The 26,489-nt window shown below is 71.5% G+C and carries 19 protein-coding genes; 11 read left to right on the top strand and 8 right to left on the bottom strand.

Going from position 1 to position 26,489, the window contains the following annotated elements:
- Positions 1-7 precede the first annotated feature (7 nt).
- The 3 genes from WME89_RS43705 to WME89_RS43715 form a co-directional block, all read right to left on the bottom strand.
- Positions 8-1,522 carry a hypothetical protein gene (locus WME89_RS43705; RefSeq protein WP_438005504.1) on the bottom strand — a complete coding sequence of 505 codons (1,515 nt, stop codon included), beginning with the start codon at positions 1,520-1,522 and terminating at the stop codon, positions 8-10.
- A gap of 475 nt (positions 1,523-1,997) precedes the next feature.
- The gene (locus WME89_RS43710) at positions 1,998-2,654 is read right to left on the bottom strand and encodes a hypothetical protein (protein WP_438005505.1); all 657 of its coding nucleotides are present in this window, start codon (positions 2,652-2,654) and stop codon (positions 1,998-2,000) included.
- Between the two features lie 124 nt (positions 2,655-2,778).
- The gene (locus tag WME89_RS43715) at positions 2,779-3,495 is read right to left on the bottom strand and encodes a helix-turn-helix domain-containing protein (RefSeq protein WP_438005506.1); all 717 of its coding nucleotides are present in this window, start codon (positions 3,493-3,495) and stop codon (positions 2,779-2,781) included.
- A gap of 367 nt (positions 3,496-3,862) precedes the next feature.
- Between WME89_RS43715 and WME89_RS43720 the strand changes: the two genes are divergently transcribed.
- Positions 3,863-4,900 (top strand): serine/threonine-protein kinase, encoded by a 1,038-nt coding sequence (locus tag WME89_RS43720; protein ID WP_438005507.1) that lies wholly within the window; start codon positions 3,863-3,865, stop codon positions 4,898-4,900.
- Between the two features lie 86 nt (positions 4,901-4,986).
- Complete coding sequence (locus tag WME89_RS43725; RefSeq protein WP_438005508.1) at positions 4,987-6,639, top strand: serine/threonine-protein kinase; 1,653 nt, start codon at positions 4,987-4,989, stop codon at positions 6,637-6,639.
- Between the two features lie 97 nt (positions 6,640-6,736).
- On the opposite strand, the gene WME89_RS43730 is transcribed toward WME89_RS43725, so the two are convergent.
- Entirely contained in the window at positions 6,737-8,980 is a 2,244-nt protein-coding gene (locus tag WME89_RS43730) for a cyclic nucleotide-binding domain-containing protein (RefSeq protein ID WP_438005509.1), read from the bottom strand.
- Positions 8,981-9,150: 170 nt separating this feature from the next.
- Here WME89_RS43730 and WME89_RS43735 point away from each other — a divergent pair, with 170 nt between their 5' ends.
- From WME89_RS43735 to WME89_RS43760, 6 genes are all read left to right on the top strand, one after another.
- The gene (locus WME89_RS43735) at positions 9,151-10,287 is read left to right on the top strand and encodes a hypothetical protein (protein ID WP_438012047.1); all 1,137 of its coding nucleotides are present in this window, start codon (positions 9,151-9,153) and stop codon (positions 10,285-10,287) included.
- 61 nt (positions 10,288-10,348) lie between these two features.
- The gene (locus WME89_RS43740) at positions 10,349-11,347 is read left to right on the top strand and encodes an NAD-dependent epimerase/dehydratase family protein (RefSeq protein WP_438005510.1); all 999 of its coding nucleotides are present in this window, start codon (positions 10,349-10,351) and stop codon (positions 11,345-11,347) included.
- Between the two features lie 58 nt (positions 11,348-11,405).
- A complete protein-coding gene (locus WME89_RS43745) occupies positions 11,406-12,320 on the top strand; it encodes a hypothetical protein (RefSeq protein ID WP_438005511.1) in 915 nt (304 codons plus the stop codon).
- On the top strand, positions 12,317-13,468 hold the full coding sequence (locus WME89_RS43750; RefSeq protein ID WP_438005512.1) for a peptidase MA family metallohydrolase: 1,152 nt from the start codon (positions 12,317-12,319) through the stop codon (positions 13,466-13,468). Before WME89_RS43745 ends, WME89_RS43750 begins: the two co-directional genes overlap by 4 nt.
- Before the next feature lie 19 nt (positions 13,469-13,487).
- The gene (locus tag WME89_RS43755; RefSeq protein WP_438005513.1) at positions 13,488-14,309 is read left to right on the top strand and encodes a CPBP family glutamic-type intramembrane protease; all 822 of its coding nucleotides are present in this window, start codon (positions 13,488-13,490) and stop codon (positions 14,307-14,309) included.
- Between the two features lie 392 nt (positions 14,310-14,701).
- Entirely contained in the window at positions 14,702-15,502 is an 801-nt protein-coding gene (locus WME89_RS43760; RefSeq protein ID WP_438005514.1) for a hypothetical protein, read from the top strand.
- A gap of 89 nt (positions 15,503-15,591) precedes the next feature.
- Here WME89_RS43760 and WME89_RS43765 read toward each other — a convergent pair whose 3' ends face one another.
- Complete coding sequence (locus tag WME89_RS43765) at positions 15,592-16,506, bottom strand: zinc metalloprotease (protein WP_438005515.1); 915 nt, start codon at positions 16,504-16,506, stop codon at positions 15,592-15,594.
- A 759-nt stretch (positions 16,507-17,265) separates the two neighbouring features.
- Between WME89_RS43765 and WME89_RS43770 the strand changes: the two genes are divergently transcribed.
- Together WME89_RS43770 and WME89_RS43775 are read left to right on the top strand one after the other, a co-directional pair.
- Complete coding sequence (locus tag WME89_RS43770; RefSeq protein WP_438005516.1) at positions 17,266-17,718, top strand: Fur family transcriptional regulator; 453 nt, start codon at positions 17,266-17,268, stop codon at positions 17,716-17,718.
- A gap of 121 nt (positions 17,719-17,839) precedes the next feature.
- Complete coding sequence (locus WME89_RS43775) at positions 17,840-19,705, top strand: permease (protein WP_438005517.1); 1,866 nt, start codon at positions 17,840-17,842, stop codon at positions 19,703-19,705.
- A 57-nt stretch (positions 19,706-19,762) separates the two neighbouring features.
- Here the strand turns inward: WME89_RS43775 and WME89_RS43780 are convergent, their stop codons facing one another.
- The 3 genes from WME89_RS43780 to WME89_RS43790 all read right to left on the bottom strand — a co-directional run bounded on the left by WME89_RS43780 (position 19,763) and on the right by WME89_RS43790 (position 23,094).
- On the bottom strand, positions 19,763-20,845 hold the full coding sequence (locus tag WME89_RS43780) for a serine/threonine-protein kinase (RefSeq protein WP_438005518.1): 1,083 nt from the start codon (positions 20,843-20,845) through the stop codon (positions 19,763-19,765).
- 344 nt (positions 20,846-21,189) lie between these two features.
- Complete coding sequence (gene glnA, locus WME89_RS43785) at positions 21,190-22,602, bottom strand: type I glutamate--ammonia ligase (protein WP_437620746.1); 1,413 nt, start codon at positions 22,600-22,602, stop codon at positions 21,190-21,192.
- Positions 22,603-22,755: 153 nt separating this feature from the next.
- Positions 22,756-23,094, bottom strand: a complete 339-nt coding sequence (locus WME89_RS43790; protein ID WP_012239819.1) for a P-II family nitrogen regulator — start codon at positions 23,092-23,094, stop codon at positions 22,756-22,758.
- 671 nt (positions 23,095-23,765) lie between these two features.
- Here WME89_RS43790 and WME89_RS43795 point away from each other — a divergent pair.
- Positions 23,766-26,489 carry a serine/threonine protein kinase gene (locus WME89_RS43795; RefSeq protein WP_438005519.1) on the top strand — a complete coding sequence of 908 codons (2,724 nt, stop codon included), beginning with the start codon at positions 23,766-23,768 and terminating at the stop codon, positions 26,487-26,489.

The raw sequence follows: 26,489 nt of genomic DNA on the forward strand, positions 1-26,489 counted from the left end.
TGGGAAGCTATCTCCCAACCCGTCCCAGGTCGATCTTCGTCACGACAGCGCTGAACTCACCCGAAGCCACGACCTTCATCTCCTTGCCAAAATCCAGCGTCCCGTCGTTGAGCCCGACGGCCACGAGCGTATTCGTCGCCGGATCGCTGTCGATGCCGGCGATCCCTTGCCCTGTCGCAGCATCGCCGAAACGCCTGCTCCAGATGTGCTCCCCGCCAGCGCTCAGCTTTGCGATCGTCCAGTCCCGATCCTGTCTTCCGCCGAGCAACCCGCCCCCGAAGTCGACGGCGCCTGCAAGCCCAGCGCCCAGCACGATGTCTCCGGCGGCTTCGGCGGCGACGTGAATCGCGAAAGGTGACACGAATGGGAAGCTCGCATCGATATCGAACTGGGGCAATGCATCCCCGAATTTCAACGACCACAGGTGGGTTCCCGCGGAAGACAGCTTCACGAGCAGGAGGTCCGAATCTGTCGGTCCGCTGGTCTGCTGGGCGCCTCGAACCCCTTGCGTGGCGATATCGATCGCTCCTGTGAACGCCGCAGCCGCGACGAGATCTCCTCGCGCATCGACGTCGATGTCAGCCACCCAGGCATCGCCCTCTCCTTGGATGACAACGGACCAATCCCTCTTCCCGGTGGGCGCGAGCTTGAGAAGGAAGGAGCCGGTCCCCGACGGGCTCAGGGCCGAGATCTCGTCGAAGCTGACCTCGGTGAATCCCGTGAAGCGGCCCCCCACGATGATATTTCCGTCGGGATCCACGGCCACCGCCGTTGCCTTGATTCTCGTCGTCGTGGCCTCAGGATCTCCCAGCCGAAGGCTCCATCGCACGTCCCCCGTCTCGCCGTCCAACTTCACGATGAAGGCGTCCGTCGATGCGGTCGTCAAGGTCGACGAACCGAGGCTCACCTCTCCTCCGAAATAGCCGACCAGGATTACGTCACCGTCGGGCGTAGCCGATGAATCCACGGCGAAGAGGTGCCCCGTCCCCGTGAACAGGTTGCGCCTCCAGATCAACTTGTTGTCGGGCGAGAACCTGGCCACAAAGCAACCATGCTGATCGGGATCCGGCGCCGTGAGCGCATCACCGGAGCCGAAGTCGATGCTCCCCTCGTATGAACCCGCCCAGACAACGCTATCGTCAGGCAGCACCGAAAGACGCGAATCCATGGCTCCATCGGGGGTAGTCACCGACAGCCATCGACTGAAGGCATGGCTGCCGTCCGGCTTCAGCTTGGCGAGGAAGAAAGCCGTATGAGACGATATCAGCGGCGGCCCCCCGAAATCAGTGGTACCTTGAAAGACTCCTGAGAGGAGGATGTTCCCCTTCGAGTCGAGCCGGGCGCTCTCTGGAATGACGAGCTCATGGCTCCCGAAGCTCTTCGCCCAGAGCACTCCTGAGCACGAATCTCCGTCGCAGTCCTCGAACTCGTCGAGACCCAGGACCTGAGCGCACGACGCAGTGCCCAGGAGGGCACCCAGGGCGAGCACGCGCGTGGCGCGGACGAGGGGCGGAGAAGGCATAACGCGGCGCATGGTGACGTATGAGGCCCCAAAGGCTCACGCCCGTCAAGGGTGAAGCAAGACGCGCAGGAGCCCTGCTCGCTCGACGTCGATACCGCTCTTTCTGGCTCCAGCCCGTGCGCTCGAGCTGATGAACAGCGGATCTCGGACGTGACCTCACCGTCTGGGCCGACCCGGCGCGCCTGTCAGGCCATCGTTAGGCTCCGCGGACCAGGTCACCCCGATGCCTCCGTGATCTGGCTCAGCTCCGTCGTGGTCCAGACGCGCTGCCATTCACGCCGCCCATGTCCCTCTTCGATCGCCTCGTGCACCGTGTGCTTCACGAGTCGCCCGTCGAGCCGTCGTGCCCACCGTACCCCCCGATCTGGCCGGGACGCAGCTCGACGGCGCTGTCCGGGCGGAACGGCCCGCCGCCATGTTGGACGATCCTCCGCTCGGAACGCCGGCGCCTCCAGTGGCCGTGGACGCGCCTCCGCTAGACTGGAGCAAAGTGATGGGCGCCGCTGTGAACGCGTTGCGAGCGCACGCCGACCGGGTAGAACCGCTCCCGTAAGCAACGAGCGCTGAACCAGGAAGGCCCCCCCATGACCACCGCGACCCAGATGCCGATGATGCCGCAGACGATGAGCCCGATGATGTCCATGCCGGAGATGACCTCTGGTGCATCAATGATGCCCGGCATGATGGGCATGGGCATGCCGATGATGCCCGGCATGATGGGCATGATGCCCGGCATGATGGGCATGGGCATGCCGATGATGCCGAACATGATGAGCATGATGCAGAACATGATGGGCATGGGCATGCCGATGATGCCCGGCATGATGCCGAGCATGATGGGCATGATGCCGAGCATGATGCCGAGCATGATGGGCATGATGCCGAGCATGATGGGCATGATGCCGAGCATGATGGGCATGATGCAGAACATGATGGGCATGGGCATGCCGATGATGTGCAAGATGTCCTGTGAGATGGGCAAGGACGGGATGACTTGCAAGATGATGCCCCCCGAGGGCATGTCGATGGACATGCTCAAGGAGCGCTGCGAGGCGATGATGAAGATGATGTCGGCCGGCATGCCGATGACGATGATGTGCGGCGGGATGCCCATGATGATGGGCATGTCCACGATGACCAAGTAGCCTGCCGCGGGCCTTCTCGGAGCGACGGAACGCCGGCCCATGCCGGCGTTCTCTCATTTTCCCTCCCCTGCTCCGCTCTTCCCCTGTTCCCAACGGGGGACGCGCCCCTGCTCAGGGCGCTGACAGGGAATAGGTCATCACCAGGTACATCAGCGCGTCGACGTTCGCCGGATTGCGGTAGACGTGCGGGACATCCGCCTGAAACACGAGCGCATCGCCCGTCGCGAGCAGGAACCGCTGTCCATCGACGCTGATCTCGACCGTCCCCTGGCTCACCACGATGTTCTCGGTGGTGCCGGGCGGATGGGGGTCGGCGTTCTCGATACCGAGCGGGGCCAGGTGCAGCTCATAGAACTCCACCGTTCTCGGCGTATCGAACGGGAAGAGCGCGCGGGACGTGAACTTGCCGTCATGAGAGGTCAGCCGCTTCGCGCGGTCGCCGCGCAGCAGCATCGGCCCGCCGGCCGAACGGTTGCTGATGAGCGCCGAGAACGGCACGCCGAGCGCCCGGGCGATCTTCCACACGATGTTGATGGTGGGCGCGCTACGGCCGAGCTCGATCTGCCCGAGCATGGCGCGGCTGACGCCGGAGGCCTTCGAGAGCCGCTCCAGGGAGAGACCGCGGCGCGTCCGGAGCCGCCGGAGGTTCTCCCCGACCACAGCCGTGAGCTCTGACGGCGCGTCCGGAGGAGCGACCTCGTAGGTCCACGCCTCGTCCTCGTCCTCGTCCAGCTCGTGCGCGCCGGGCGCGGCCTGCTGCGCGTTGACGGCGATCGGCGACGCACCGTTCGCCGCGGGAAGGTCGGAGTTCTGTCGGACCGATCTCATATCCGGGTGAGCGGCACTCTACACTGGATCATCGGGCCGGCAACACAGCCAGCTTCGTCACCGCAATGTAACGAATGCAAGCAATCGTCAGGGTTTTACGTGGACTCCTAGGATTACGCCCGAGCCCGGCATGCGACGTCTCCTGTAGCATTCCCCTCTCCCGCACCGCCTCTCCCGCACGCGCCGCCCCGGCAGGGCTCCCCCTTCTCCCCGCGGCCTCCCGCGCTCGCCTTTCCTCGTGCTCGACCGCCGCCGCCCAGGTCGCCCTCCACCGTCCCTACCGCCAGGGCGCTGGAGCGGCTACAACGAGGGCCCGTCTCGCCCGAGCATGCCAGCGCAGTGCGCGCGGGACACCGAGGACCTGACGATGGACCACGACATCGACGACGTGATCGACGGCCGGTACAAGCTGCTCGAGGTGGTCGGTCAGGGAGGTCACGGCGTCGTCTACCGCGCCCTGGACCAGCAAACCGGCACGCACGTCGCTGTCAAGTGCCTCCACCCGGAATTCGCCAGCGATCCCGCGTTGAAAGCCCGCATGCGGCGCGAGGCCAGCGCCATGGGGGCGCTGTCCGGCACCAGCGCCACGCACGTCTTCGCCTTCACCGAGGCGCCCGACGGCACGCTCTGCATCATCATGGAGTTCCTGAAGGGCAGCGATCTCGAGACGACGCTGCGCCAGCTGGAGGCACAGCACCAGCGGCTCCCGCTGGCCCAGCTCCAGGAGTTCTTCCGTCCGATCGTCGACACCCTCGACGCCGCGCACGCGCGCGGCATCGTCCACCGCGACCTGAAGCCCGCGAACATCTTCGTCCTCGAGAGCGACGCGGCGAGTCCTTCCTCTTCTTCTTCCTCGCCGCCCTCGCTAGACGCTTCAGGTGATTCAGCTCACATCGGCGGCGATCTCGCCCACCCCGCGGCCGGCCCGGGGCAGTCCCCGGGCGGCGGCGCGCAGGGCAGCGCCGCCGCCGCGGCGCGCGGGGGCGTGCGCCTGCTCGATTTCGGCCTTGTCAAGGTCATGCAGGCCGATCCCCTCACCCGCGAGGGAGCGATCCCGGGCTCGCCCAGCTACATCGCGCCCGAGGTCTGGAAGGGACGGCCCCAGGAGATCGACCACCGCATCGACATCTACTCGCTCGGGGCGGTGCTCTTCCGCGTGCTGGCGGGCCGCGTGCCGTTCTCCGGCGCCAGCCGGGTCGATATCCTGCTCGCCGCCGCCCGTGGCCCACGGCCGAGCCTGTACGCTGTACGGCCCGACCTACCGCCCGAGGTGGACGCCTGGGTCGCCCGGGCGCTCGCCGTCGCCCCCGAGGAGCGCTTCCAGGACGTCCGCGCGCTCTGGAGCGCGCTCGGGCCGCTCCTCGAGCGCGCCGCGCAGGCCGAGGGCGTCGCAGCCCGTCCCTGAGCATGTCCCCCCACCCGAGCGCCTTGCGACGCAGGAAGCCGCGCTGATAGCGTGTTCCAGACCATGTCTGAATCGAGGGCCGCTGGATGAGCTCCTCGCCCGGCCTCTTGCAGCCGAATACGCGGTTCCGCAACCGCTATCAGGTCTTGCGCGTCATCAAGGCGGGCGGCATGGGCGCCGTCTACGAGGTGATGGACGACGTCACCGCGACGCGCCGCGCGCTCAAGGTGATGCTGCCCAGCCTCCTCGACAGCGAGGAGCTGCGCGCCCGCTTCGCCCTCGAGGCGCGCATCACCGGCATCATCGAGAGCGACCACATCGTCAGGACCTCGGACGCCGGCGTCGACGACGAGACCGGCACGCCGTTCATCGTCATGGAGCTGCTGCGCGGCGAGGAGCTCGGCAGCCTCGTCAAGAAGCGCGGCCCCCTCCCCGCCGAGGACGTCGCGCTCTACCTGTTCCAGGCCGCGCTCGCGCTCGACAAGACGCACGCCGCGAACATCGTCCACCGCGACCTCAAGCCGGACAACCTGTTCGTCACGGTCCGCGACGACGGCTCCCCGTGCGTGAAGATCCTCGACTTCGGCATCGCCAAGGTCATCGAGCAGCACCACGCCTCCACGCTGACGCGGCAGATGCTCGGCACGCCCGTGTACATGGCGCCGGAGCAGATCCGGGCCGAGCGCAACATCGGGCCGCGCGTCGACATCTACGCCCTCGGGCACGTCGCGTACGCGATCCTCGTCGGCGAGTCGTACTGGGCCCAGGAGGCCGAGGTGATCCCGTCTCCGTACCTGCTCGCGTCAGAGCTCCTGCGCGGCGCGACGGAGCCGCCCAGCACCCGCGCAGCGCGCCGGCGCTCCTCGGCGTTGCCTGCCGAGTTCGACGGCTGGTTCCTCAAGGCGACGGCGGTCAAGGCGGAAGACCGCTTCGAGCGCGCGTCCGTGGCGGTGACCGCGCTCGCCGCCGCGCTCAACGTCGCGCTCCCGCGGACGCCGCGCGCCGTGCTCCTGCCGGATCCGCCGCCGCCCGGCGCCATCCCGACCCCGACCCCGACCCCGAGCCCGACCCCGAGCCCGACCGACCCGACGCAGCCCTCGCGGCCCGGCGTGGCGATGGGCTTCGCCGATGTGCCGACCGTCACCGTGCCCGAGCTGGCCAGGACGCCCTCGTCGTACCGGGGCCCGAGCCCCGCGCCGCCCACCGTGAAGGCCCCGGAGACGCGACCCCGGCCGTCGTCGATCCCGTCGTCGATGCCCTCGCCGCTGCCGCCCTCGCTCGAAGCGCCGAGCCGGACGAGCGCCTCCGGGGGCGAGCCGTCGCGGAGGACCGATCCGACGTCGCGGCGCGACCGCGTCCCGCAGCGCCGGTTCCAGGTGCGGCCCGACACCGCGACAGGGGTGCTCCACGTGAAGGTCTGGGGGTTCTGGGACGTCGACGAGGGCAGAGCGTACCTCGACGATTTCCGCCAGAAGGCCTCGACGCTGCTCCACCTGGGCAAGCCCTGGTACGTGCTCGCGGACATCGCGGATTTCCCGCCGCAGAAGCCCGACGTGAGCCCCTACGTCGAGCAGACCATGGCCTACGCCGTCGAGCACGGCATGCGCAGGGCGGCGAACCTCGTGAACAGCGCGCTCTCCAAGATGCAGATCTCCCGCCTGTCGGCCGCCATGGGGCTGCCCGAGTACTCGTTCTTCACCTCGGAGGCCGACGCCCTTGCGTGGCTCCTCAAGGGCTGAGCACGACGACCGAGCACGAGAGCCGAGCGCGCCCAGCCGGACGTGAGCCGGCGGCACCGCCCGGCCGCGCCGCCACCAGAAGGAGGGCCACGCGCGCTCAGCCGAGCACGAACCGGCGGATGCGCCCGGCGAGGCTCCGCACCTTCTCCTCGGCCTCGTTGTAGCGCTCGGCCGCGTCGCGCAGGTGGGCCTGGCGCGAGGCCATGAGCAGGCTGAGCTCGATCACGAGCTGCGGGCGCGCCTCGATGATCGGCTGCAGGGCCTCCTTCGTGATCTCGTAGAGCACCACCTCGTCGACGGCGCGCACCGTCGCGGTGCGCTCCTCGCCCGTGAGCAGCGCGAACTCGCCGAACACGGCGCCCTTCTCGAGCGCGGCGACGGTCGAGTCCTGCCCGTCGGGGTGCCGCACCAGGACCTCGACCGCGCCGGAGGCGACCAGGAACATCGACGAGTCCCGCTGCCCCTGCAGCACGATCCGGTCGAGCGGGCCGTACTCGACCCGGCGCGCTCTCGTCGCGAGCTTGCGGAGCTCGCGATCGAGCAGCGGCTTGAAGACCGGCGTCCGCCGGAGCAGCGTCACGAGGTCCTCGGCGCTCGCCTCGTGCGGGGTGTTGCTCGGCTCGTCGAGCTCGACCTGCTGCGCGGCCCCGTAGCCGTCGCGCCGCTGCAGCGCGGCGAGCAGGGACGAGTTCTTCTCCATGTACGCCTCGAGCAGGCTCGCGTTGCGCGGGATGCACTCGTCGCCCGTGTAGTCCATGAGGTGCCGCTCGGCGGCCCACTTCGCGACGTCGTTCATCGACCTCCGGTACTGCCGGCACGCCGCGGGGAAGATGCCGTCCTGGTCGCCGAAGAGCGCCGTCAGCGCCTCGGGCATGAAGCTGAGCCCGAACAGCCGCACGTCGCCGCGCTGGTGCCAGAGCGCGAAATCGCGCCAGCGCGGGTCGAGGTGCGTGAGCTCCGGGAACGCGAGCGCGCTGTTCTTGAGCACCGCGCGCTCGGCGTCGCGGAACACCCGGTGCCACGTCTCCTGCGCGTTCCACAGGTTGGTCCCGGCGAGCTCGATGGCCTTCTGCAGGTCCGCGTGGTGGGTGTGCAGGAAGGCGAGCGTGGCCTTCTGCTTGCGCATCAGGTTCGTCAGGCTCACGGGCCCCGCCGCGAAGAAGCCGGCCGCGCGCGGCGCGATGTGCCGCATGTCCCAGACCTGCCGCCACGCCGCCACGTCGATCGCCGCCCGGACGGGCGCGAACGCCGGGCTCTTCTCGAACGCCTCGCGCTCCTCCGGCGAGAGCATGTCCGGGTACTCGTCCTTCACGGCCTCGAAGATGCCGAGGCACGTGAGGAGCTCCAGGTAGAGCCCCACCCGGAGCAGCCAGCGGGGATCGGGCAGGTTGCGCCGGTGCTGCTCGAGGTCCTGGTGGATGGCCCGGAGGTACAGAAGGGCCTTGTCCATGCCGATGGTCAGCACGGGGAACCACGGGTGATAGCCGACGTGGAGCTCGTCGATCCCGAGCGCCCGCTGCTGGATCTCCGTGTCCGCCTTGACGAGCCGGTCGAGCAGGCGCGTGTAGAGCGAGCCGAAGCGGCCGGTGTCGAAGATCTCGATGTCCGTCGACTCGGAGCAGACCGTCCTGCCCGCCTCGCTGAGCCGGATCTCGACCCGGAGCTGCTGCCGGAACAGGCTCGCGAACGTGAACGGGTCGGCGCCGTCCGGGATGCGCTCCCGGAACGACGCCGGCAGGTCGACCCAGTGGTAGCCGCCGCCGGTCTCCTCGCCCGGGGGGTGCGGCACGAGCTGCCGCGCCGGCGCGATCGTCGCGACGTAGACCGTCTGATGGAACGAGTTCCACGGGGCGGGCTCGAGCATCGGGACGGGGTACGACGACGTCGAGACGATCTGCGGGCTGAGCGGCAGGTCCATGATGCCGGGCACCGGGCACGGCTCGCCGTCGCCGGGGCTCGCCGGGAGGAACCACGCGGACATGGTGACCTCGAACGGCCGCTCGAAGGGGGCGACGAACGCGTACAGGTTGCGCAGCCGGTACAGCAGCCACACCTCGTCGCCGAGCTCCGCCGGGTCGCCCGAGGTGTTGATGCAGCCGACGCGCTCGCTGCACCCGTGCCCCGGATAGAGCGCCTCGTCGACGGGCCGCTTGCCGGGCTCGAACGGGATCAGCTCCAGCGCCGGCGAGAGCTCGGCGGACTCCTCCTCCGGGCTCTGTCGCGCCTCGAGCTGGCGCAGGTACTGGCGGACCCGGGCTAGCTTGTCCTCCCAGTCCATGCCTTCGACGCGGCTCATCAGCAGCCGCTTGAACTGCCTCTGGAACTCCTTCGGGGTCATCATGCTGCGTCCACCTGAGTTGACGGGGGCCAGACAGCCGCCCTCCGCGAGAGCTTACCGGCTCCGCGGGCGCCGCGTTTCCCGATCAGCGCGCTCGACGCGCTCAACGCCCGCAGCGCGGCCGCGCGAGCCCCTTGCGGCGCCGCGTCTCGGAAGGTACGGGCTTGCCCCCTATGGCTATCGAGCTCCGCGAGCTTCGGAAGGGCGACAGGAAGGTCCTCAAAGACTTCCTGAACGTGGTCGACACGATCTACGAGGGTGAGCCCAACTATATCCGCCCGCTCGACCTGGACATCTCCGATCGGCTCGACAAGAAGAAGAACCCGTTCTTCGAGCACGCCGAGGGAACGGCCTGGGTGGCGTACAAGGACGGGCGGCCGGCGGGCCGGATCACCGCGCAGGTCGATCACGAGCACCTGAGAGTCCACCAGGACGAGACAGGCTCGTTCGGCTTCTTCGACACGATCGACGACGCGGAGACAGCGCAGGCGCTGCTCGCCGAGGCCGCAGGCTGGCTGCGCGCGCGCGGGATGAAGCGCATGCGGGGCCCCTACTCGCTCTCGACGAACGAGGAGATCGGCTGCCTCATCGAGGGCTTCGAGCTCCCGCCGGTGATGATGATGCCCTACCACCGGCCGCACCAGCGCCGGCTCGCCGAGGAGGCCGGGCTCGAGAAGGTGAAGGACCTCTATGCGTGGGGCTACACGGTCGGCGACGTCCCCCCCCGGGCGCTGAGGGCCCACGCCGAGGTCCTGGCGATGCCGGAGGTGCACACGCGCTGCGGCGATCCGAAGAACCTGAACCGCGACATCCGCATCCTCATGGACGTCTACAACGACGCCTGGAGCGACAACTGGGGCTTCGTCCCGATGACCGAGAAGGAGCTCCTCAAGTGGTCGAAGGACGTGCGGCTCATCCTGCTGACCGAGCTCACGAAGATCACGTTCATCGACGGCGAGCCGGCCGCCGTGGCGCTCGGGCTGCCCGACCTCAACCAGCTGATCAAGGACTTCCACGGCAAGCTCCTCCCGACCGGGGTCTTCAAGCTGCTGTGGCGGCTGCGCGTGCGCGGCCCGAAGCGCGGGCGCCTCGTCGTGCTCGGCATCCGCAAGAAGTGGCGGCACGTGCGGCGCTATGCCGGGCTCAGCGCGTTCCTCTACGTCGAGATGAACCGCGCGGCGCAGCTGCTCGGCATGACGGGCGGCGAGCTCGGGTGGACGCTGGAGGACAACGCCGCCATCAACGCGGGCATCCGGCTGATGGGCGGCCGGGTCCACAAGAAGTACCGCGTCTTCGAGCGGGCGCTCTGAGCTGCGCGGTCGAGAGCGCCTCGGGCGGAGGCGGCGGGAGCGGGAGAGAAGGAGCGGATCGATGAGGGTGCTGGTCACGGGCGCGAGCGGGTTCCTCGGCTCGCATGTCACCGAGCAGCTCGTGCAGAAGGGGCACAGCGTCGTCGCCCTGGTGCGGCGCTCGTCGAGCACGAAGTTCCTTTCGTCGCTGCGCGGCGTCGAGCTCGCGTACGGCGCCATCGAGGACGCGGAGAGCGTCCGCCGCGCGGTGGTCGACGCGCCGGGCGTCGACGCGATCGTGCACTCGGCCGGGCTGGTCAAGGCGCGCGACGAGGCGGAGTTCTTCCGGGTCAACGTCGGCGGCACGCGGAACATGCTCGACGCCGCGAAGGCGGCGCGCCCGACGACGATGAAGCGCTTCGTCTTCGTCTCGAGCCTCGCCGCGGTCGGCCCGAGCCACGACGGTCGCCCCGTCGCGGCCGACGCGCGCCCGGCTCCGGTGACGCGCTACGGGCGCTCGAAGCTCGAGGCGGAGCGGCTGGTCCTCGCCGAGAAGGACGCGCTGCCCGTGGTCGTCCTGCGCCCCCCGATGATCTACGGCCCGCGCGATCAGGAGTCGTTCGCGTTCTTCCAGAGCGTCGCGCGCCGCTTCCTCCCGATGCTCGGCGACGGCAAGAACACGCTGAGCGTCATCTATGCCGCCGACGCGGCCGCCGCGTGCATCCGGGCGCTCGAGAGCGACGTGCCGAGCGGCCGGGCTTACTTCATCGACGATGGCCGCGTCTACGTGTGGCGCGACATGCTGGCGGACGTGGAGGCGGCGATCGGCGCGCGGGCGTTCGTCCGGGTCGGCGTGCCGTTCCCGCTCGTGCGCGGCGCCGCGCTCGCGAGCGAGGGGATGAGCCGCCTCACCGGCAAGCCCGTGATGCTGACGCGCGACAAGCTGAACGAGCTCGCCGCGTCGCACTGGGTATGCGACTCGGCCGAGGCCCGCAGGGAGCTCGGGTGGGAGCCCCAGGTGAGCTGGGCCGAGGGGACGCGCCGCGCCGTCGCCTGGTACCGCGAGCACGGCTGGCTGTGACGTGGCGCCGCGCCGTGCGCCGTTTGACGCTCGGCCGCGGCCTCCGTACCGTGATCGCATGTCGCGCAGCACGTCGGCAGCCCCGGCCCTCATCGCGGTGGCGCTCGGCCTGACGGCCGCACCCGTGCAGGCCGACGGGCCGGCTCGCGGCGCGGAGGCGGCGGAGGCTCCGCGCGCCGCCCCGGCGGAGGCCCCGCGGGCGAGCGACGGCGCGGCGGCGGCTCCTCGCGCCGCCCCGGCGGCCGCCGCGCCCCGCTCAGCCCTGCGCGGCGCCGTCGTGGTGGCGGTGGACGACGCGAGCGCCGACGCGGCGCGAGCGCTCGCGCGCGCGATCTACCGCGACCCCGCGCTTCGCCCGCCCATCGACGAGGCGGCGGCGCAAGCGCTCGCCGGCGAGCCCCCGCGGCCGGACGCGCCGGCCGCCGTGAAGGAGCTCGCGGAGGTGCGCCGCTCGGCCGGGCGCGCCGAGTCCGAGCCGGTCGCGCGCGGCCTGCTCGCGTCGCTGGGCGCGGGCGCGGGCGCTGCGCTCGTCGTGGCGGTGACCACGCCGCAGGCTCACCCGGTGGCGCGCGTGCTCCGGGTCGCCGGCGCGAGCTACGCGCCCATCGAGCTCGGCGCGACGGTCCAGCGGACCGCGGAGGGCGCGACCGCCCCCGCCGCGGCGACCTTCGACTGGCCGGGCGCGGCCGCGGCCGTCCGCGCGCTGCTCGCCGGAGAGGAACGACCTCCGGGCCCGGCGACGCCGCCCGGGCCCGCGCGCGCGCCGTCGCGGAGCGGGCCGCTGAGCGCCGACGCGCGCGCGGGCGTCGACCTGACGTCGAAGGCTCCGGACGGGCGGCGCTCGGTGTGGAGCTCGCCCTGGTTCTGGGGGCCGCTCGCGGGCGTCGCCGCGGCGGGCATCGCGGTGCTGGTGCTCTCCCAGACCGGCGGTGACGGCGACATGGTGCACCTCCGCGGTCGGATCGCGCCATGACGTGCTCCTCTCGGCGCAGCCCGGCTGCCGCGTTGGGCCTGAGGCTCGCGGCGCTCGTGTGCCTCGCCCTCGCCTCCGCGCCCGGGCTCGCCGCCGCCGCGCCCCGGATCTACGACGCGGCGGCAGCGCCGCTCGACGGCAAGTCCGCTCCGGCCATTCCGCCGCCGCCGCCGGAGTACCACACCGAGGACCTCGGCTGGATCGAGTTCGCCTACCGCCCGTCGACGCGCGACCGCGTCCGCCCGTTGATCGTCCACGCCGGCGCGATCCGCGCCGAGCTCAGCGCCCTGCTCGGCCGCGAGGCGCTGGTCGCCCCCGTGAAGGTCCGGATCGCCGCCGTCCCCGCGGAGCTCGACAACCTCGTCCCCGGCGGGCTCGAGAGCACCGCGACAGCCGCCTCGTTCGGCGCGCTGCGGCTCGCCGTGCTGAGCGCTTCTCCCCGGAACGGCCTCGCCGCGCCCGATCTGGAGAGCGCCTTCCGTCACGAGCTCGCGCACCTCGCGCTCGACGAGGCCACGGGCGGCGCGCCGCTCCCGCGCTGGTTCCACGAGGGCTTCGCCGCCTACGTCGCGGGCGATCACGCCGCGGGCCGCGCGCAGCGGCTCTCCGTCGCCGCGCTCCGCGGGCGCCTCCTCCCGCTCGACGCGCTCGAGGCGAGCCTGCCGGGCGCCGGCGATGCGCCCGGGTCGGTGGCCTACGCGCAGTCGGCCGACGTCCTCCGTTTCCTCGTCGAGGGGGAGCGGCGCCAGGGCTTCACGCGCGCCCTCGACGCGGTGCGCGCCGGCGCGCCGCTCGCGAGCGCGCTCGAGGCCGCCTATGCCTCGACAGGCCACGAGCTCGAGCTCGCCTGGCGCACCGACGTCGCGCGCCGCTACGGCTTCGTCCCGGTGCTCCTGGGCTCGCTGCTGGTGCTCGGGCTGCTCGTCGCGGGCGCCCTCGGCGTGCAGCGGCTCCGCGGCCGGAGGTCGCCGGCGCCTCCTGCGCCGCACCGGCGGCTGCGCGCGGCGCCGGAGGCGCGCCACCGGCCCGCGCGCGCTTCCACGGCCCAGCTCGTGGCCACGCTGGGCGCGCGTCACCGCAGCGACTCGGACGGCGACGCGGGCGTCCCGAAGGTGGAGCACAACGGCCAGTGGCACACGCTGCACTGAGCAGGGCGGAGGGCGGCGGATGAGCGCGACAGAGAGCGGCGCACCTCGCTCCGATCGCGCGCGGCAGCAACGCCGCCTGCTCGATCTCGCGCTCGGCGCGGCCTGGCTCGTCGGCCTCGGCGCGGCCCTGCAGATCCTCTCCGTGCTCCTCTCGTCGAGCCCGCTCGCGGCCGCCCTCGCCGGCGCTGTCGTCGCCGACCTCGGCGCGGTGCGGGCCGGCGTGCAATGGACCGACCCGGTGGAGCGGGAGGCCCCTGGCCACCGCGCGCGCGTGGCCCGCCTCGTCGGCGTCGGCGCGGCGCTCGGCGCGCTCGCCGTGCTGCTCACGCTGGGCATCTCCCTCGCCCTCGGCTGGGCGACCGCCGAGGCCGGCGAGCCCTCGGTGGGCTTCGCCTTCGCCGTGGCGCGCGCGATCGCCCTCGCCGTCCGCGACGAGCTCCTGCTCTCGGGCATCCCGTTCGCCACGGCGGCGCGCGCCGGCCTCTCGAGCCGCTACGCGGTCGCCTTCTCCGCCCTCGCGCACGGCGCCGCCCTCGGCCTCGCGCCGGGCGCGACCGCCTCGAGCTTCGTCCTCGCCGCCGCGCTCGGCGCGCTCGCCGCGGCGCTCTTCCGCCGCGGTCGCGGCGCGTTCGCCGCGATCGCCGCCCACGCCAGCTTCACCGCGCTCGCGGGCGCGGGCCTGCGCGGCTCGCTGCTCGACGTCACGTGGGCCGACGGCGCGCTCGCCGCGGGGACGCGCGCCTTCGGCCCGCCTGCCTGGGTCGCCGCGGCCGTGCTTGCGCTCCTCGCCGCGCTCGTCCTCCGCGCCGGCGCGCCCCGCCCCGGCCGGCCTGCGCCGTGAGCGCCGCGCCCGTCGCGCTCCCCACCGCGCGCCGCGCCCGTCGCGCTCCCCGCCCCGCGCTCCGCGCCCGTCGCGCCGGCCTCCGGTGAAGCTCGCCGCCTCGCGCGGCGCAGCCGCGTCGCGCTGACGGTCCGGACAGCGACGCTGGAACTGCCGTTCTCATCGAAGCTGCGCAATCGATCCCTCGATTCCGGCGTTCGACACACGAGCGTCCGCCGGATCGACACCGGCATTTCACAGCGCCGTGCGAGTAAGGGCCGCACGGCGCGGATCGCGGGCCTCACGCGCAACGTCCCACAGCGCCGCACCCCCCGGACACGGCTATGTCATATTTCAGCGCACCGCGTCAAATCCACGTTGACGCGACGCCTTCGAGGAATCAACGATCGGGTATGTACTGGGAAAGGATCGGTCGGATCGCGCCGGTTGCGCTGCTTGTCCTCGCGTCGACGGGGTGCGGCATGGCGACGATGGTCGACACGAACACGCGCTCGATCCAGGCGACCACGGACGAGATGCGGCGCACGCGCGCGGTGATCGAGGGTTCGACTCAGGCGCTGCGGGACTCGCAGGAGAGCCTCGATGGGCTGGCCGAGCTGCGCCAGCCGATGGAGAAGGTCGCCGAGATGCAGGAGGCGATGGAGCGGCTCGCCGAGCTCAAGGGGTCGATGGACGCGATGCAGCAGAGCCTGCGGGAGACCGCGAGCCTCGAGCAGTCGATGGATCGGCTGAGCGAGATGAAGGCCACGATCGCGGCGATGAACGAGAGCCTCGCCGGCATCCGGGGTCCGCTCACGGACGTCGCCGCCCTGAACGCCCCGATGCGCGACGTCGCCGCCCTGAACGCCCCGATGCGCGACGTCGCCGGGCTGAAGCAGCCGATGGAGCAGGTCGCGACGCTGCGCGAGCCGATGCGGGAGGTGAGCAAGCTGTCGGCGCCGATGGAGGAGATGAGCCAGCTCGGGAGCGACGCCTCGCGCCAGACCGGCCTCGTCGCCCTCGGTCTGCTCGGCTGGGGGCTCGTGACGTTCCTCGGCGTGTACTTCGGCGTCCAGGCGGGCACCCGCCGCCAGCAGCGCCTCGCGCAGGGCGACGGCGACTCGAGCGCGGCCCCGCCGCAGCCGAGGCCCGTCTCCCGCATCCTCGGCGAGAGCCGGAGCTTCGAGCGCCGGGCGCAGGTCAAGTCGACGTGAGCGAGCCCTGACCGGCGCGCCGTCCGGCGGGCGGAAGACGCAGTCGTCCTCCGCCCGCCGGCCAGCTGCGATCTCCCCTCAACCGCCGGTCAACGATACATATCCCAGAACGTCGACATGCGATCGGCCTGCCCCGCAGTGAACGCGTCCATGCAGGCGTCGTCGGTGTAATCCATGAAGTTCCTGATCGGGTCGACACCACGTACGTTTCTGCAGCTGTCCCGGCCGGTCGGGCAGCCATACGCGGCACTCTTCTCCGCCGCCGTGTCAGCGATTTCGTCCCCGTCCTTGCTGCAGCCGCCCTGGAACGTGTGGTAGAGGCCAAGCCAGTGTCCCACCTCGTGTGTCGCCGTATCTCCCAGGTTGTACGGCGACGCGGAACCACCGGGCAACGAGCTGAAAAGCACGACGACCCCGTCGCTCTGCGGACGCGCCGTGTATTCCGAGGGGAACGTGGCCCAGCCGAGTAGACCGCCGCTCAGGTTGGCCGTGTAGAGGTTGAGGTGATCGGACTCACCGACGCGAAGCGCTCTCTTGGCGTTCTGCTCGGCGGTGCTGCCCGCCCCCATGGTGTACCAGGTCGCGTTCGTCGTCCGGTCGGTCGAGACCAGCTCGAAGCGGAAGCGGGTGCTCGCGTAAGCGGCGTTGAGCACCGCGATCTGCTCCGTGATCATCGCGTCGGTCACGTCGCCGTTCGAGATGCCCGCGCCCTTGTTGATGACGTGGAAGTGCACGGGGATCGTGACCGGCGTGCCCGCGGTGAACCCGGCCTCCAGCCGGCTGCGGACGGCCAGATCGACCACCTCCCGCTCCGCCGCGCTCAGATCGACGGTCCCGCAGTTGCGCCGGAGGGGGGCCGGGGCCGCCTCCACCTCCTCGGGCTCGACCTCCGCGGCGCCCGGAGTCTCCTCCTCCGGGATCGACGTGTCGACGCTGCACGCGGCGGCGCTCAAGGCAGCGGTCACGAATAAAGCAAGTACCCCCGCACACGTCCGAGCTCGCATGGACATTCTCCTTGGTTCAGGCCCCGCAAAGGAAGCAGGAATATATATCCAACGTGACAATCAGTTCAATTCGAAAAGACCGATCCGCTCAAGACGACAAGGTGAGATTCCACGTCTTGGTCGTCTCACGCCATTCGATGGAACGACGGCTGGACTCTCGATACGCGCACGGCGCCATGACGCGGCGCAACGACGTGCGCCGAGCGGACACGCCGGCTGCTCCAACCTGGATCGATCGCTCCATTATGGAGCACACGGCGACCGTCCGATCGGACCGAGTGGCGCACGACTCGAGATCAGTACGCGACCCGGTGTTGGCCGCTCCACTGTCCATGTTTCAGCGTTCTATCCCCGCGGGTCGCCGGGGATCTCCTGCAGGTTTCCAGGAGTATTCCTGATGAGTCCGCATCGCGGCTCATCCGCCTGGCTTGTGCAGTTCAAGCCGCGCTTGAATACCGGCGCACGAGGTTGCCCAACTCGCCATCTGCCACGTTCTCAGCTTCGGTCCTGGGCCGCCGCTCGTCTCCTGCCCGGCGTCGCGCTGCGCTTCGGGGCTCGCGGCCCGAGCGAGATGACGTCGCCCTCGCCCGGCGAGCTCGCGGCGCCGGTGATCGCGCCGCGCGCGGGGCAGCGCGGCGATCTCGGCCGCCGTCGAGCGATCTCACTCACGCCGGCGCGCCGGCGGCCCGGGCGCTGCGCGCCCGGCGAGCTCCGTGCATCCTGATTGCAGTACCGTCCGGGCGACGGTAGATGTCTCGCATGGCGCGTTCCAGAGCAGGTCAGTCCGCGGATCAGCTCCGCGAGCAGATCCGGGCGACCGGCCTGCGGGCCACCTCGCCGCGGATCGCCGTGCTGCAGAGCCTCGGCCGCTCGCGGACGCCCGTCAGCCACGCCGAGCTCGCGGCCGAGCTCGCTCCCAAGGGGTGGGATCGCGCCACCATCTACCGGAACCTCATCGACCTCACCAACGTGGGGCTCGTGCGCCGCACCGACATGGGCGACCACCTCTGGCGGTTCGAGCTGCGCCAGGGCACCGGCGAGCACGCGGCCGACGAGCACCCTCACTTCATGTGCGACACGTGCGGAGACGTGCTCTGCCTCCCCGACGAGAGCATCGAGATCAAGGCAGCGCGGGGCGCGCCGCGCGCGCTGCGCCGCAAGGGCCTCCAGATCCAGATCAAGGGCCGCTGCGACCGGTGCGTCCAGGCCTGAGCCGCGCGGGAGGGGCGCCGCTCAGCAGGAAGGCGCGGCCGCGGCGGTTTCCTGCATCTCGATTGCAACATCAATTTGATGTTGATTGGGGTCCGTGGCTCGGGCATAGGCCACGGCGCCCATGCTCGCGCTCGTCGTCGCCGTGTCGATCGCTGGCCTCGCCGCGGGGCCGCTCCTCGTGGCGCTCGGCCGGCGCCGGGCGCTGCCGACGTCCGCGCTCGACGGGCTGACGCTCGGCCTCGTCCCCGCCCTGGTCCTCTCGCGCCACCTGCCGCACGCGGTCGAGGAGATCGGGGCGCAGGCGGTCCTCTGGGCGGCGCTCGGGTACGCGGCGCTCTGGCTCACCGAGCACCGGCGGCGCGGCACCGGCGAGGTGCTGGGGCGGGAGATCGCGTTCTCGGCGCTCGCCGTGCACGGCCTGCTCGACGGCGCCGGGCTCGCGCTGGCCGCGGCCGCGGCCTCGGCCGACCGGCGCGCGGACGGGGCGATCTTCGCGGTCGCCGTCCTCGCGCACCGCCTGCCGGAGGGGCTGTCGCTCGCGGCGCGCTTCCTGCCCGCCTGGGGGTGGCGGCAGCTCGCCGCGCGCCTCGGGCTCCTCGCGCTGCTCACGCTGCTCGGCGCCCTGCTCGGCCAGCGCTTCATGGAGGGCCTGCCCCACGAGTCGCTCGAGGTGTTCATCACGTTCGGCCTCGGCGTCCTCCTGCGGCTCGTCGTCCACACGCACGAGCCCCCGCCGCGGAGCCGGGCCGCGCGGACGGCGAGCGCCATCGCCTTCGCCTCGGGCCTCTGCGTCGCGCTCGCGCTGCCGAGCCCGGAGAGCTTCTTCACGCGCGCCCACCCGCCCGAGCTGACGATCGCCGAGTCGCTCGGCCCGCTGTTCGTCGCGACGGCGCCCGCCATGCTCGCCGGGCTCGCCGCGGCGGGGCTCCTGCGCGCGCTGGTCCCGCGCCGCGCCGCCGGAACGCTGCGCGGCGGCGCCGCGCCGCTCCGGGCCGCCCGCGGGGTGCTCGCGTCGCCGATGCCCGCCGGCTCCCGCGGCGTCGCGCCGCTCCTGCGGCGGCTCCTGCTCGCGGGCGCGCCGGTCGCCGCGGTCGTCGCCGTCGGCCCCGGCGCGCCGGAGCTCGGCGTCGGCAGCGCCCTGCTCTCGCTGCGGCTGCTCGGCCTGCCGCTCACCGCGGCGCGCGTCGCCGGCGGCGCGCTCCTCGCCGTGCTGGTCGCGCTCCTCGTCGCCCGGGCGGCCGGCGCGCCCGGCTCCGGCGCAGCGCCGCGCGGCAGCGAGCCGCCCGGCTCCGGCGCGGCGCCGGGCGCGCGGCTCCGCGCCGCCGTCGCGGAGGCCGTTGGTCCGGCGCTCGATCGGGTGGCCGCCTGGTACCTCGTGGGCCTCGTCGTCGCCGCCGTCCTCGAGGCGACGCTCGCGCCGGCCGCGGCGCGCGCGCTCGGCGCGCCGGCCGACGTCGTGGTGAGCGCGCTCGTCGCGCTGCCCCTCCACGTGTGCGCGCAGGGCGCCACGGCGGTCGCCGCGGTGATGATCCACAAGGGGTTGTCGGCCGGCGCGGCGCTCGCGTTCCTCATGGCGGGGCCCGCGACCAACCTCGCGGTGCTCGCCGCGCTGAGGCGCTCGCTCGGCGCGCGCGTCGCCGCCGCCATCGCGCTCTCCAGCGTCGGGCTCGCCGTCGCGGCCGGCCTCGCCGCGAACGTCCTCATCCCCGGCGCCGCGGTCCCGGAGCTCCACGCCCTCGCGGCGCGCGAGCGCGCGCCCGTCGAGTGGGTCTGCGCGGCGGCGCTCGGCGCGCTCCTGCTCTCGGGCTTCGCGAGGCTCGGGCCGCGCGCGTGGCTCGGCAGCATGGCCGGCGCGAGCGACGAGCCCTCGCCCGGCCCGGCGGCGCCGCACGCCTGCGACGCGCACGCGCGCTCCGGCGACGCGCCCGACGCGCCGGGCGCTCGCGTGGAGCACGCGCACGCGCGCGCCGGCGCGCCGCCCGTCTGAGCTCGGAGACCCCGGAACGTCGTCGCGGCGGGCGTCGCTCGCCCGCCGGCCCGCCGCTCAGCGGATCCAGTACGTGCCGAGGAGCACGAGCACCATCGCCCAGAACACCACGCCGACCCCCGCCGCGACGAGCGTGGCCAGCGGCAGCCGCCTGCCGTGCTGCATGAGCCGGCCGAGCGTTCCGGCGGAGCCGCCGCGCAGGAGGCCGCTCTCCGGCGCGAGGCGCAGCCTGTCGCCGAAGCCGATGTCCGAGGCGCGCCGTCCCTTCTGCCCCCGGAAGCGCGCGGCGCGCAGCTCGCGGAGCACGGCCTCGAGCTCCCGGGCGAGGATGCCCGCCGAGGAGATCCGGTCGTCGCGCTCGCGCTGAAGGCAGGCGTCGACGACGTGGCAGAGCCGCGGCGGGAGCCCCGGCCGGCGCTGGGCGATCGGATCGCAATCCGTGCTCAGGATGCGGACCATCAGCGCGTTGTAGTTCGGCGCCTGGTGCGGGAGCGTCCCGGTGAGCGCCTCGTACATGACGATGCCGAGCGACCAGATGTCGGCGCGCCCGTCGAGGTCGTCGCGCCCCGCCGCCTGCTCGGGCGCCATGTAGGCCGGCGAGCCGACGACGCAGCCCGTGTGGGTCAGCGCGAAGCTGTGCTCCTTCTCGAGCACCTTGCTGATCCCGAAGTCGAGGATCTTCCCGACGAGCTCGCCCAGGTGGTTGCGGTGCACGTAGATGTTCGCGGGCTTCAGGTCGCGGTGGATGATCCCTTGCTGGTGGGCGATGTCGAGCGCCCGCGCGAGGCCGATGAAGAGCTCCACCAGCGTCTCCGGCTCGATGGTGCGCTCGCGCCGCAGCCACTCGTCGAGCCCCTCCCCGACGAGCAGCTCGAACACGAGGAACGGCGAGCCGTCCTCGGCCTGACCGAGGTCGAGGATCTCGACGATGCTGGGGCTCCGCACGCGCCCGCTCGCCTTCGCCTCGTTGAAGAAGCGCTGGAGCGCGATGGCGTCCTCGGCCACCTCGGGGCGCATCACCTTGAGCGCCACGTCGCGATCGATGAGCTCGTTCTTCGCAGCCCACACCGACCCGCTGGCGCCTCGGCCCAGGAGCTTCACGAGCCGGTAGCGAGACTGGATAAGATCGCCGGGGTTCACTGCTACGCCGAGGTGTTTCCGGGAAGAGGGTGCCTTACCCCCGACCCACGTCCGGGAAGGGGCGGAGGATAACCCGGCGCCCAGGCGAGCGGTATCGCGCGCCGTGAGCTCCAGCAGGAGACAAAAGTTCAAGAGGCGAGGAACCGAGGAACCAACAGCCCGCCTCTCGGCCCAGCCCCCGGAGCTAGCGCATGGAAGCCCTGGATACGTCGGTGTCCCGGCGCTTCGCCCTGGCACCTTCGGCGCCGGACGAGCACGGCAGCGAGCGTGGGAGACGGCGGGGCGCGAGGGTCACAGCGCAATTTTCTCGTGCGCCGGACCCTGCGCCCCTCGGGTGGGGTGGCTCAGACGTCGTAGTAGAGGAAGAACTCGTGCGGGACCGGGCGCAGCCGGATCGCGTCGACCTCGCGCTCGCGCTTGTAGTCGAGCCAGGTCTTGAGGATGTCGCGCGTGAAGACGTCGCCGCGGAGCAGGAACTCGTTGTCGCGCTCGAGGGCGGAGAGCGCCTCGTCGAGCGAGCCCGGCATGTGCGGCACTTCCTTGAGCTCCTCGGGCGAGAGCGCGTAGATGTCCTTGTCGAGCGGGTCGCCCGGATCGATCCGGTTCTGGATGCCGTCGAGGCCGGCCATCATCATGGCCGCGAAGGCGAGGTACGGATTGCAGCTCGCGTCCGGGAAGCGGACCTCGATGCGGCGGCCCTTCGGGCTGTTGCCGGGCGGCAGCGGGATGCGGATCGACGCCGAGCGGTTGCGGCTCGAGTACGCGAGGTTCACGGGCGCCTCGTAGCCCGGGACGAGCCGGCGGTAGCTGTTCGTCGTCGGGTTGGTGAGCGCGGCGAGCGCCTTCGCGTGCTTCAGGATGCCGCCGATGTACCAGAGGCCCGTGTCGGAGAGGCCGGCATAGCCGTCGCCGGCGAAGAGCGGCTTGCCCTCCTTCCAGAGCGACTGGTGGCAGTGCATGCCGCTGCCGTTGTCGCCGAAGACCGGCTTCGGCATGAACGTCACCGACTTGCCGTGCTTGCGGCCGACGTTCTTGATCACGTACTTGAACCACATGAGCTGGTCGGCCATCGAGGTCAGCGTCGAGAACTTGATGCCGATCTCACACTGCCCGGCCGACGCCACCTCGTGGTGGCCGACCTCGACGCCGATGCCGGTCTCGATCAGCGTGGTCATCATGTCCGCGCGCAGGTCGCCGAGCGTGTCGGTCGGCGCGACGGGGAAGTAGCCCTCCTTGGGCCGGATCTTGTGCCCGAGGTTCACGCCGGACTTGCCGGAGTTCCAGACCGCCTCGTCGCTGTCGATCTCGTAGAAGGCGCCGCGCTGCGAGCTCTCGTAGCGGACCGAGTCGAAGACGAAGAACTCGGCCTCGGGCCCGAAGTAGGTCGTGTCCGCGATGCCGCTCGCGCGGAGGTGGTTCTCGGCCTTCTGGGCGATGTAGCGCGGGTCGCGGCCGTAGGGCTGGCCGGTCACCGGGTCGCTGATCTTGCAGATCATGCTGAGCGTCTTCTGCGCGTGGAACGGATCGAGCTTCGCCGTCGCCGGATCGGGCGTCATCAGCATGTCGCTCGCGTTGATCGGCTGCCATCCGCGCACCGACGAGCCATCGAAGCCGATCCCCTCTTCGAAGATGTCCTCGTTCAGGCGGGACGCCGGGATCGTCGTGTGCTGCCAGACGCCGGGCAGGTCGATGAACTTGAGATCGACAAATTTAACGTCGTTTTCCTTCGCAAACGCGACGACATCTTTCGGCTTCATGATCTTCCTCTACCTCGCTGACTCTCGCTGCTCTCGCTGTGTGTGATTCGGCGGCGCGCGGGCTCGTGCTCGTTGCTCGCTCGTTACTGGTCGCTCGACTCTCGAGCCTGTGACCCGCCGCGAATGCCCTGTGACGCTCTGCCCGCGGCTCGCCTAGATGGCGTCCTCGCCGCGCTCACCCGTGCGGATACGCACGGCTTCCTCGACGGGGACGACGAAGATCTTGCCGTCGCCGATCCGACCCGTCTTGGCGCTCTTCTCGATGGCGTCGATCACGTCGCTGACCATGCTGTCCGGCACGACGATGTCGACCTTCACCTTCGGGACGAAGTCGACGACATACGCCGACCCGCGATAGACCTCCTTCTTGCCGCCGGTCCGACCGAAGCCCTTTACCTCGGTCACCGTCATGCCCTGAATCCCGACCTCGGCGAGGGCGTCCTTGACCTCGTCGAGCTTGAACGGCTTGATGATCGCCTCGACCTTTTTCATTGCGCACGCCTGTGGTGACCGGGTGCTCGCCGGGGTAAAAAGCCCGCACGATCACCCGAAAAGCCCCGCCGGAGCAGAGCCGGTAAAGGGGGGACGCCTCCGCCGGCGACCTCCCGTCGATGTGCCGGACGCCGCCCGGCTCTGATCCGTGACGGGGTCCGCCCGGTCCACCGGGCATTGCCCCGACGTTGTCAACGACTCAGGGACCCATCCAGCAGAGCCGGATCGGCGACCCCTCGCCCCGGGCGCTGGCGCAGCGACCGGAGGTCCAGGCTGGTGTACCCAAGCTCATGTTTCCGGAATGTTTCGCGCACCGTGCGTGCGTGAGAAAAGTGCATCTGGCGTCAGGAAATCGGAGCCGGCTTACTTTTTTCACGGCCCCGCCGGCGAGAGGAGACCCGCTCCCCCGCCCCCTGCCGATGGGTAAGGTTTTCCCCTACCAGGCTCCAGCAGATGGGATTCTCGCCCACCACGCGCCGTCGGGGGTGGGTCACGCCGACCGCGCCCGGGGTTGGGTCCGCTCGTCTGCTCCTGTCAAGGACGAGCTCGCCTCCACGGCACCTTCGGGGTTCCAGCGGCTCGTCGGACGGCCATGGTGCGCTCGCCTTGTTCTTGTGACGCGGCTCGAATAGTCTGCGCTGGCGAATCCAGTCGCGGGACAGCCCTGCCTGATGGCTTTGCCGAACAAAGCGAAGATCCCGGTAGGCACGGTCCTCGCCGGAAAATACCGCATCACACGCGAGATCGGGCGCGGCGGCATGGCCGCCGTGTACGAGGCCGAGCACATCGACATCGGCAAGCGGGTGGCGATCAAGGTGCTCGCACAGGAGCTGACGACCTCCGCCGTTGTGGTCGAGCGCTTCCTGCGCGAGGCACGCGCCGCGGCGTCGATCCGCAGCCCCTTCATCTGCGACGTCTACGACTCCGGCAAGCTCGACGACGGGCGGCCGTTCCTGGTGCTCGAGCTCCTTGAAGGCGAGTCGCTGTACGAGCGCATGACCGTCGTCAGGTACCTCGACCCCGAGACCACCGTCGCGGTGATGTCCCAGGTCTGTCGCGGGCTCACCAAGGCGCACGCCGCCTCGATCGTCCACCGCGACCTCAAGCCGGAGAACATCTTCCTCACGAAGGACGAGGAGGGCCGCCTCTGCGCCAAGATCCTCGATTTCGGCCTGGCGAAGTTCTACGCGCCGGTCGACGGAGGCGACGCGCAGGCGCGCCTCACCCGCGAGGGCGCGGTCTTCGGAACGCCGGCTTACATGAGCCCGGAGCAGGTGCGCGGCCAGGGGGCCGTCGACCATCGCGCGGACCTCTGGGCGCTCGGCTGCATCACGTACGAGTGCCTCACCGGCCGCACCGTGTGGCAGACGGAGCAGGGCGTCGCGATGACCTTCGCGCAGATCGCGAACGCGCCGCTGCCGCAGCCCGCGGCGCTCCGTCCGGATCTGCCCCCGAGCTTCACCGTGTGGTTCGAGAAGGCGCTCGATCGCTCGATCGACCGGCGCTTCCAGACCGCGAAGGAGTTCGCGGACGAGCTCTCGGTCGCGCTCGGCGTCGCGCAGCCGGTGCCCCCGCGCGGCGCGGAGCCGTCGCAGGCTGGGCTCCTCCCGGCGACCAGCGACGCGCCGGTCGACGTGGCGTTCGAGCCGCCGGGCGTCGTCCGCGTGACCCCCAACGAGGCGCGGCGGACCGTGCCCTCGGGCCCGGCGGAGCGCGGGGCGGATCCGTTCGCCGGGATGGATCTCTCCGGCCAGCGCGGCGCCTCGATGCCCGGGCGTCTGAGCCAGGGCGCGGGACAGCAGATCTCGTTCTCGGGGGGCTCGGGCGAGGCCTCGGTCCCCGAGCAGCTCGCGCAGCGATCGACGTCGAGGCGGGGCGGCGCGGGTCGCGCGCTCGTCGTCTTCGGCGTGATCGCGCTCGCCGCGGGCGCCGCGTACGCCGGCTACCGCCAGTTCCTCAAGCCGACGGCCCTGCCGCCCGTCTCGTCGAGCACCGCGCCGCCGCGGTCCCCGACCGCGCCGTCGGCGTCCGCCGTCGCCGACGTGCCGGCGCGCGCCGAGGCCCCGGTCGAGCCGCCCGGCCTGCCCTGGCCGCCGCTCGTCGCGCAGGCGCAGGAGTCGATCGCCGCGGGCGATCTCAAGGCCGCGCTCAAGCACCTGAAGGAAGCCCAGGAGAAGGGCAACCACGCCGTGCCGCGGACCCTGATCGAGCACGTGCAGGTCGCCGTGAAGGAGGCGAGCGGCAAGGCGCCCTGCCGGCTCACCGGCCTCGCCAGGCCGCGCACGCACGATCTCGTGCGCGAGGGCGGCCGCGCCATCGGCGCGAGCCGGCCGTCGATCGCGCTCGGTCCGCGGGGCGCGGTGGTCACCTGGACCGACTCGCACGAGGGCAGCGAGCACGCCTACACGGCGATGCTCGACAGCGCCATGCGGCCTTCATCGCCCGCGCTCGACGTGACGCCCGAGGGCCGCGCCATCGGGCGCCCCGAGCTGACCTCCGTCGGCGAGCGGCTGGTGCTCACGTACTGGGACGGCAAGGGGCCGGAGGCCGGCGTCCACGTGCGCTGGCTCGACGGCGACGGCCGCATCGACGGCCCCGCGATGATGGTCGCCCCCTTCCCTCGCGGCGGGAACTCCTGGCCCTCGCTCGCGCGCGCCGCCGAGGGGTTCGTGATCGCGTGGTCGGACGACGGCGACAACGCCTCCGAGGACCTCTTCATGCGCCGCCTCTCGCCGAACCTCGATCCGGTCGGCGAGATCATCCGGCTGACGGACGTCACCCCGACGGGCCCCTCGAAGCCGCGGGTGCGCTTCCCCTCCATCGCGGTGATGAACGACGTGCTGCACCTCGCCTTCCGCTTCGATCGCGAGCCGGCGCGCCTCATCCAGTACATGCGCCTCGCGCTCGCGAGCGCGGACAAGGGGCTCCCGCCGGCCAGCCCCGGCAAGCGCGCCGACCGCGCGCTCGGCGACCTGTCGCTCGTGAACAGCGATCGGGCTCGCAGCGACAGCCCCTCGCTCGCCTGCGGCGGGGGCAGCTGCTTCGTCGTCTGGCACGGCGAGCCGCCGCTCGGGGGCGCCTCGGCCGCCTACATCGACCCGGCGAAGGGCCAGCCGCTCTGGCGCAAGCGGCTCTCGAAGACCGGCACGCGCCCGTCGATCGCGATCGCGCCGAACGGCCAGGCTCAGCTCGTCTGGTTCGAGCAGGGCCGCATGCTCACCGCGTCGATCAACCGCGACGGCATCGGCACGCCCACGAAGTTCGCGCGCGTGAGCGGCGACCAGCCGGCGCCCTCGATCAGCCCCGGCGCGAGGCCTGGAGAATGGTATGTCGCCTGGCTTGACTACGAGGCGGGTCATCTCGAGCCCTACGCCGCTCGCATCCAGTGCCGGTGA

The organism is Sorangium sp. So ce321 (assembly GCF_051530195.1).
Taxonomy (GTDB): domain Bacteria; phylum Myxococcota_A; class Polyangia; order Polyangiales; family Polyangiaceae; genus Sorangium.

Bases quoted from the DNA above. Each gene is read 5' to 3' on its own strand.
- WME89_RS43760 (WP_438005514.1), top strand. From the start codon at position 14,702: ATGTACTGGGAAAGGATCGGTCGGATCGCGCCGGTTGCGCTGCTTGTC.
- WME89_RS43765 (WP_438005515.1), bottom strand. From the start codon at position 16,506: ATGCGAGCTCGGACGTGTGCGGGGGTACTTGCTTTATTCGTGACCGCT.
- WME89_RS43790 (WP_012239819.1), bottom strand. From the start codon at position 23,094: ATGAAAAAGGTCGAGGCGATCATCAAGCCGTTCAAGCTCGACGAGGTC.
- WME89_RS43740 (WP_438005510.1), top strand. From the start codon at position 10,349: ATGAGGGTGCTGGTCACGGGCGCGAGCGGGTTCCTCGGCTCGCATGTC.
- WME89_RS43735 (WP_438012047.1), top strand. From the start codon at position 9,151: ATGGCTATCGAGCTCCGCGAGCTTCGGAAGGGCGACAGGAAGGTCCTC.
- WME89_RS43750 (WP_438005512.1), top strand. From the start codon at position 12,317: ATGACGTGCTCCTCTCGGCGCAGCCCGGCTGCCGCGTTGGGCCTGAGG.
- WME89_RS43730 (WP_438005509.1), bottom strand. From the start codon at position 8,980: ATGATGACCCCGAAGGAGTTCCAGAGGCAGTTCAAGCGGCTGCTGATG.
- WME89_RS43715 (WP_438005506.1), bottom strand. From the start codon at position 3,495: ATGAGATCGGTCCGACAGAACTCCGACCTTCCCGCGGCGAACGGTGCG.
- glnA (WP_437620746.1), bottom strand. From the start codon at position 22,602: ATGAAGCCGAAAGATGTCGTCGCGTTTGCGAAGGAAAACGACGTTAAA.
- WME89_RS43770 (WP_438005516.1), top strand. From the start codon at position 17,266: ATGGCGCGTTCCAGAGCAGGTCAGTCCGCGGATCAGCTCCGCGAGCAG.
- WME89_RS43755 (WP_438005513.1), top strand. From the start codon at position 13,488: ATGAGCGCGACAGAGAGCGGCGCACCTCGCTCCGATCGCGCGCGGCAG.
- WME89_RS43725 (WP_438005508.1), top strand. From the start codon at position 4,987: ATGAGCTCCTCGCCCGGCCTCTTGCAGCCGAATACGCGGTTCCGCAAC.
- WME89_RS43720 (WP_438005507.1), top strand. From the start codon at position 3,863: ATGGACCACGACATCGACGACGTGATCGACGGCCGGTACAAGCTGCTC.
- WME89_RS43795 (WP_438005519.1), top strand. From the start codon at position 23,766: ATGGCTTTGCCGAACAAAGCGAAGATCCCGGTAGGCACGGTCCTCGCC.
- WME89_RS43775 (WP_438005517.1), top strand. From the start codon at position 17,840: ATGCTCGCGCTCGTCGTCGCCGTGTCGATCGCTGGCCTCGCCGCGGGG.
- WME89_RS43745 (WP_438005511.1), top strand. From the start codon at position 11,406: ATGTCGCGCAGCACGTCGGCAGCCCCGGCCCTCATCGCGGTGGCGCTC.
- WME89_RS43705 (WP_438005504.1), bottom strand. From the start codon at position 1,522: ATGCCTTCTCCGCCCCTCGTCCGCGCCACGCGCGTGCTCGCCCTGGGT.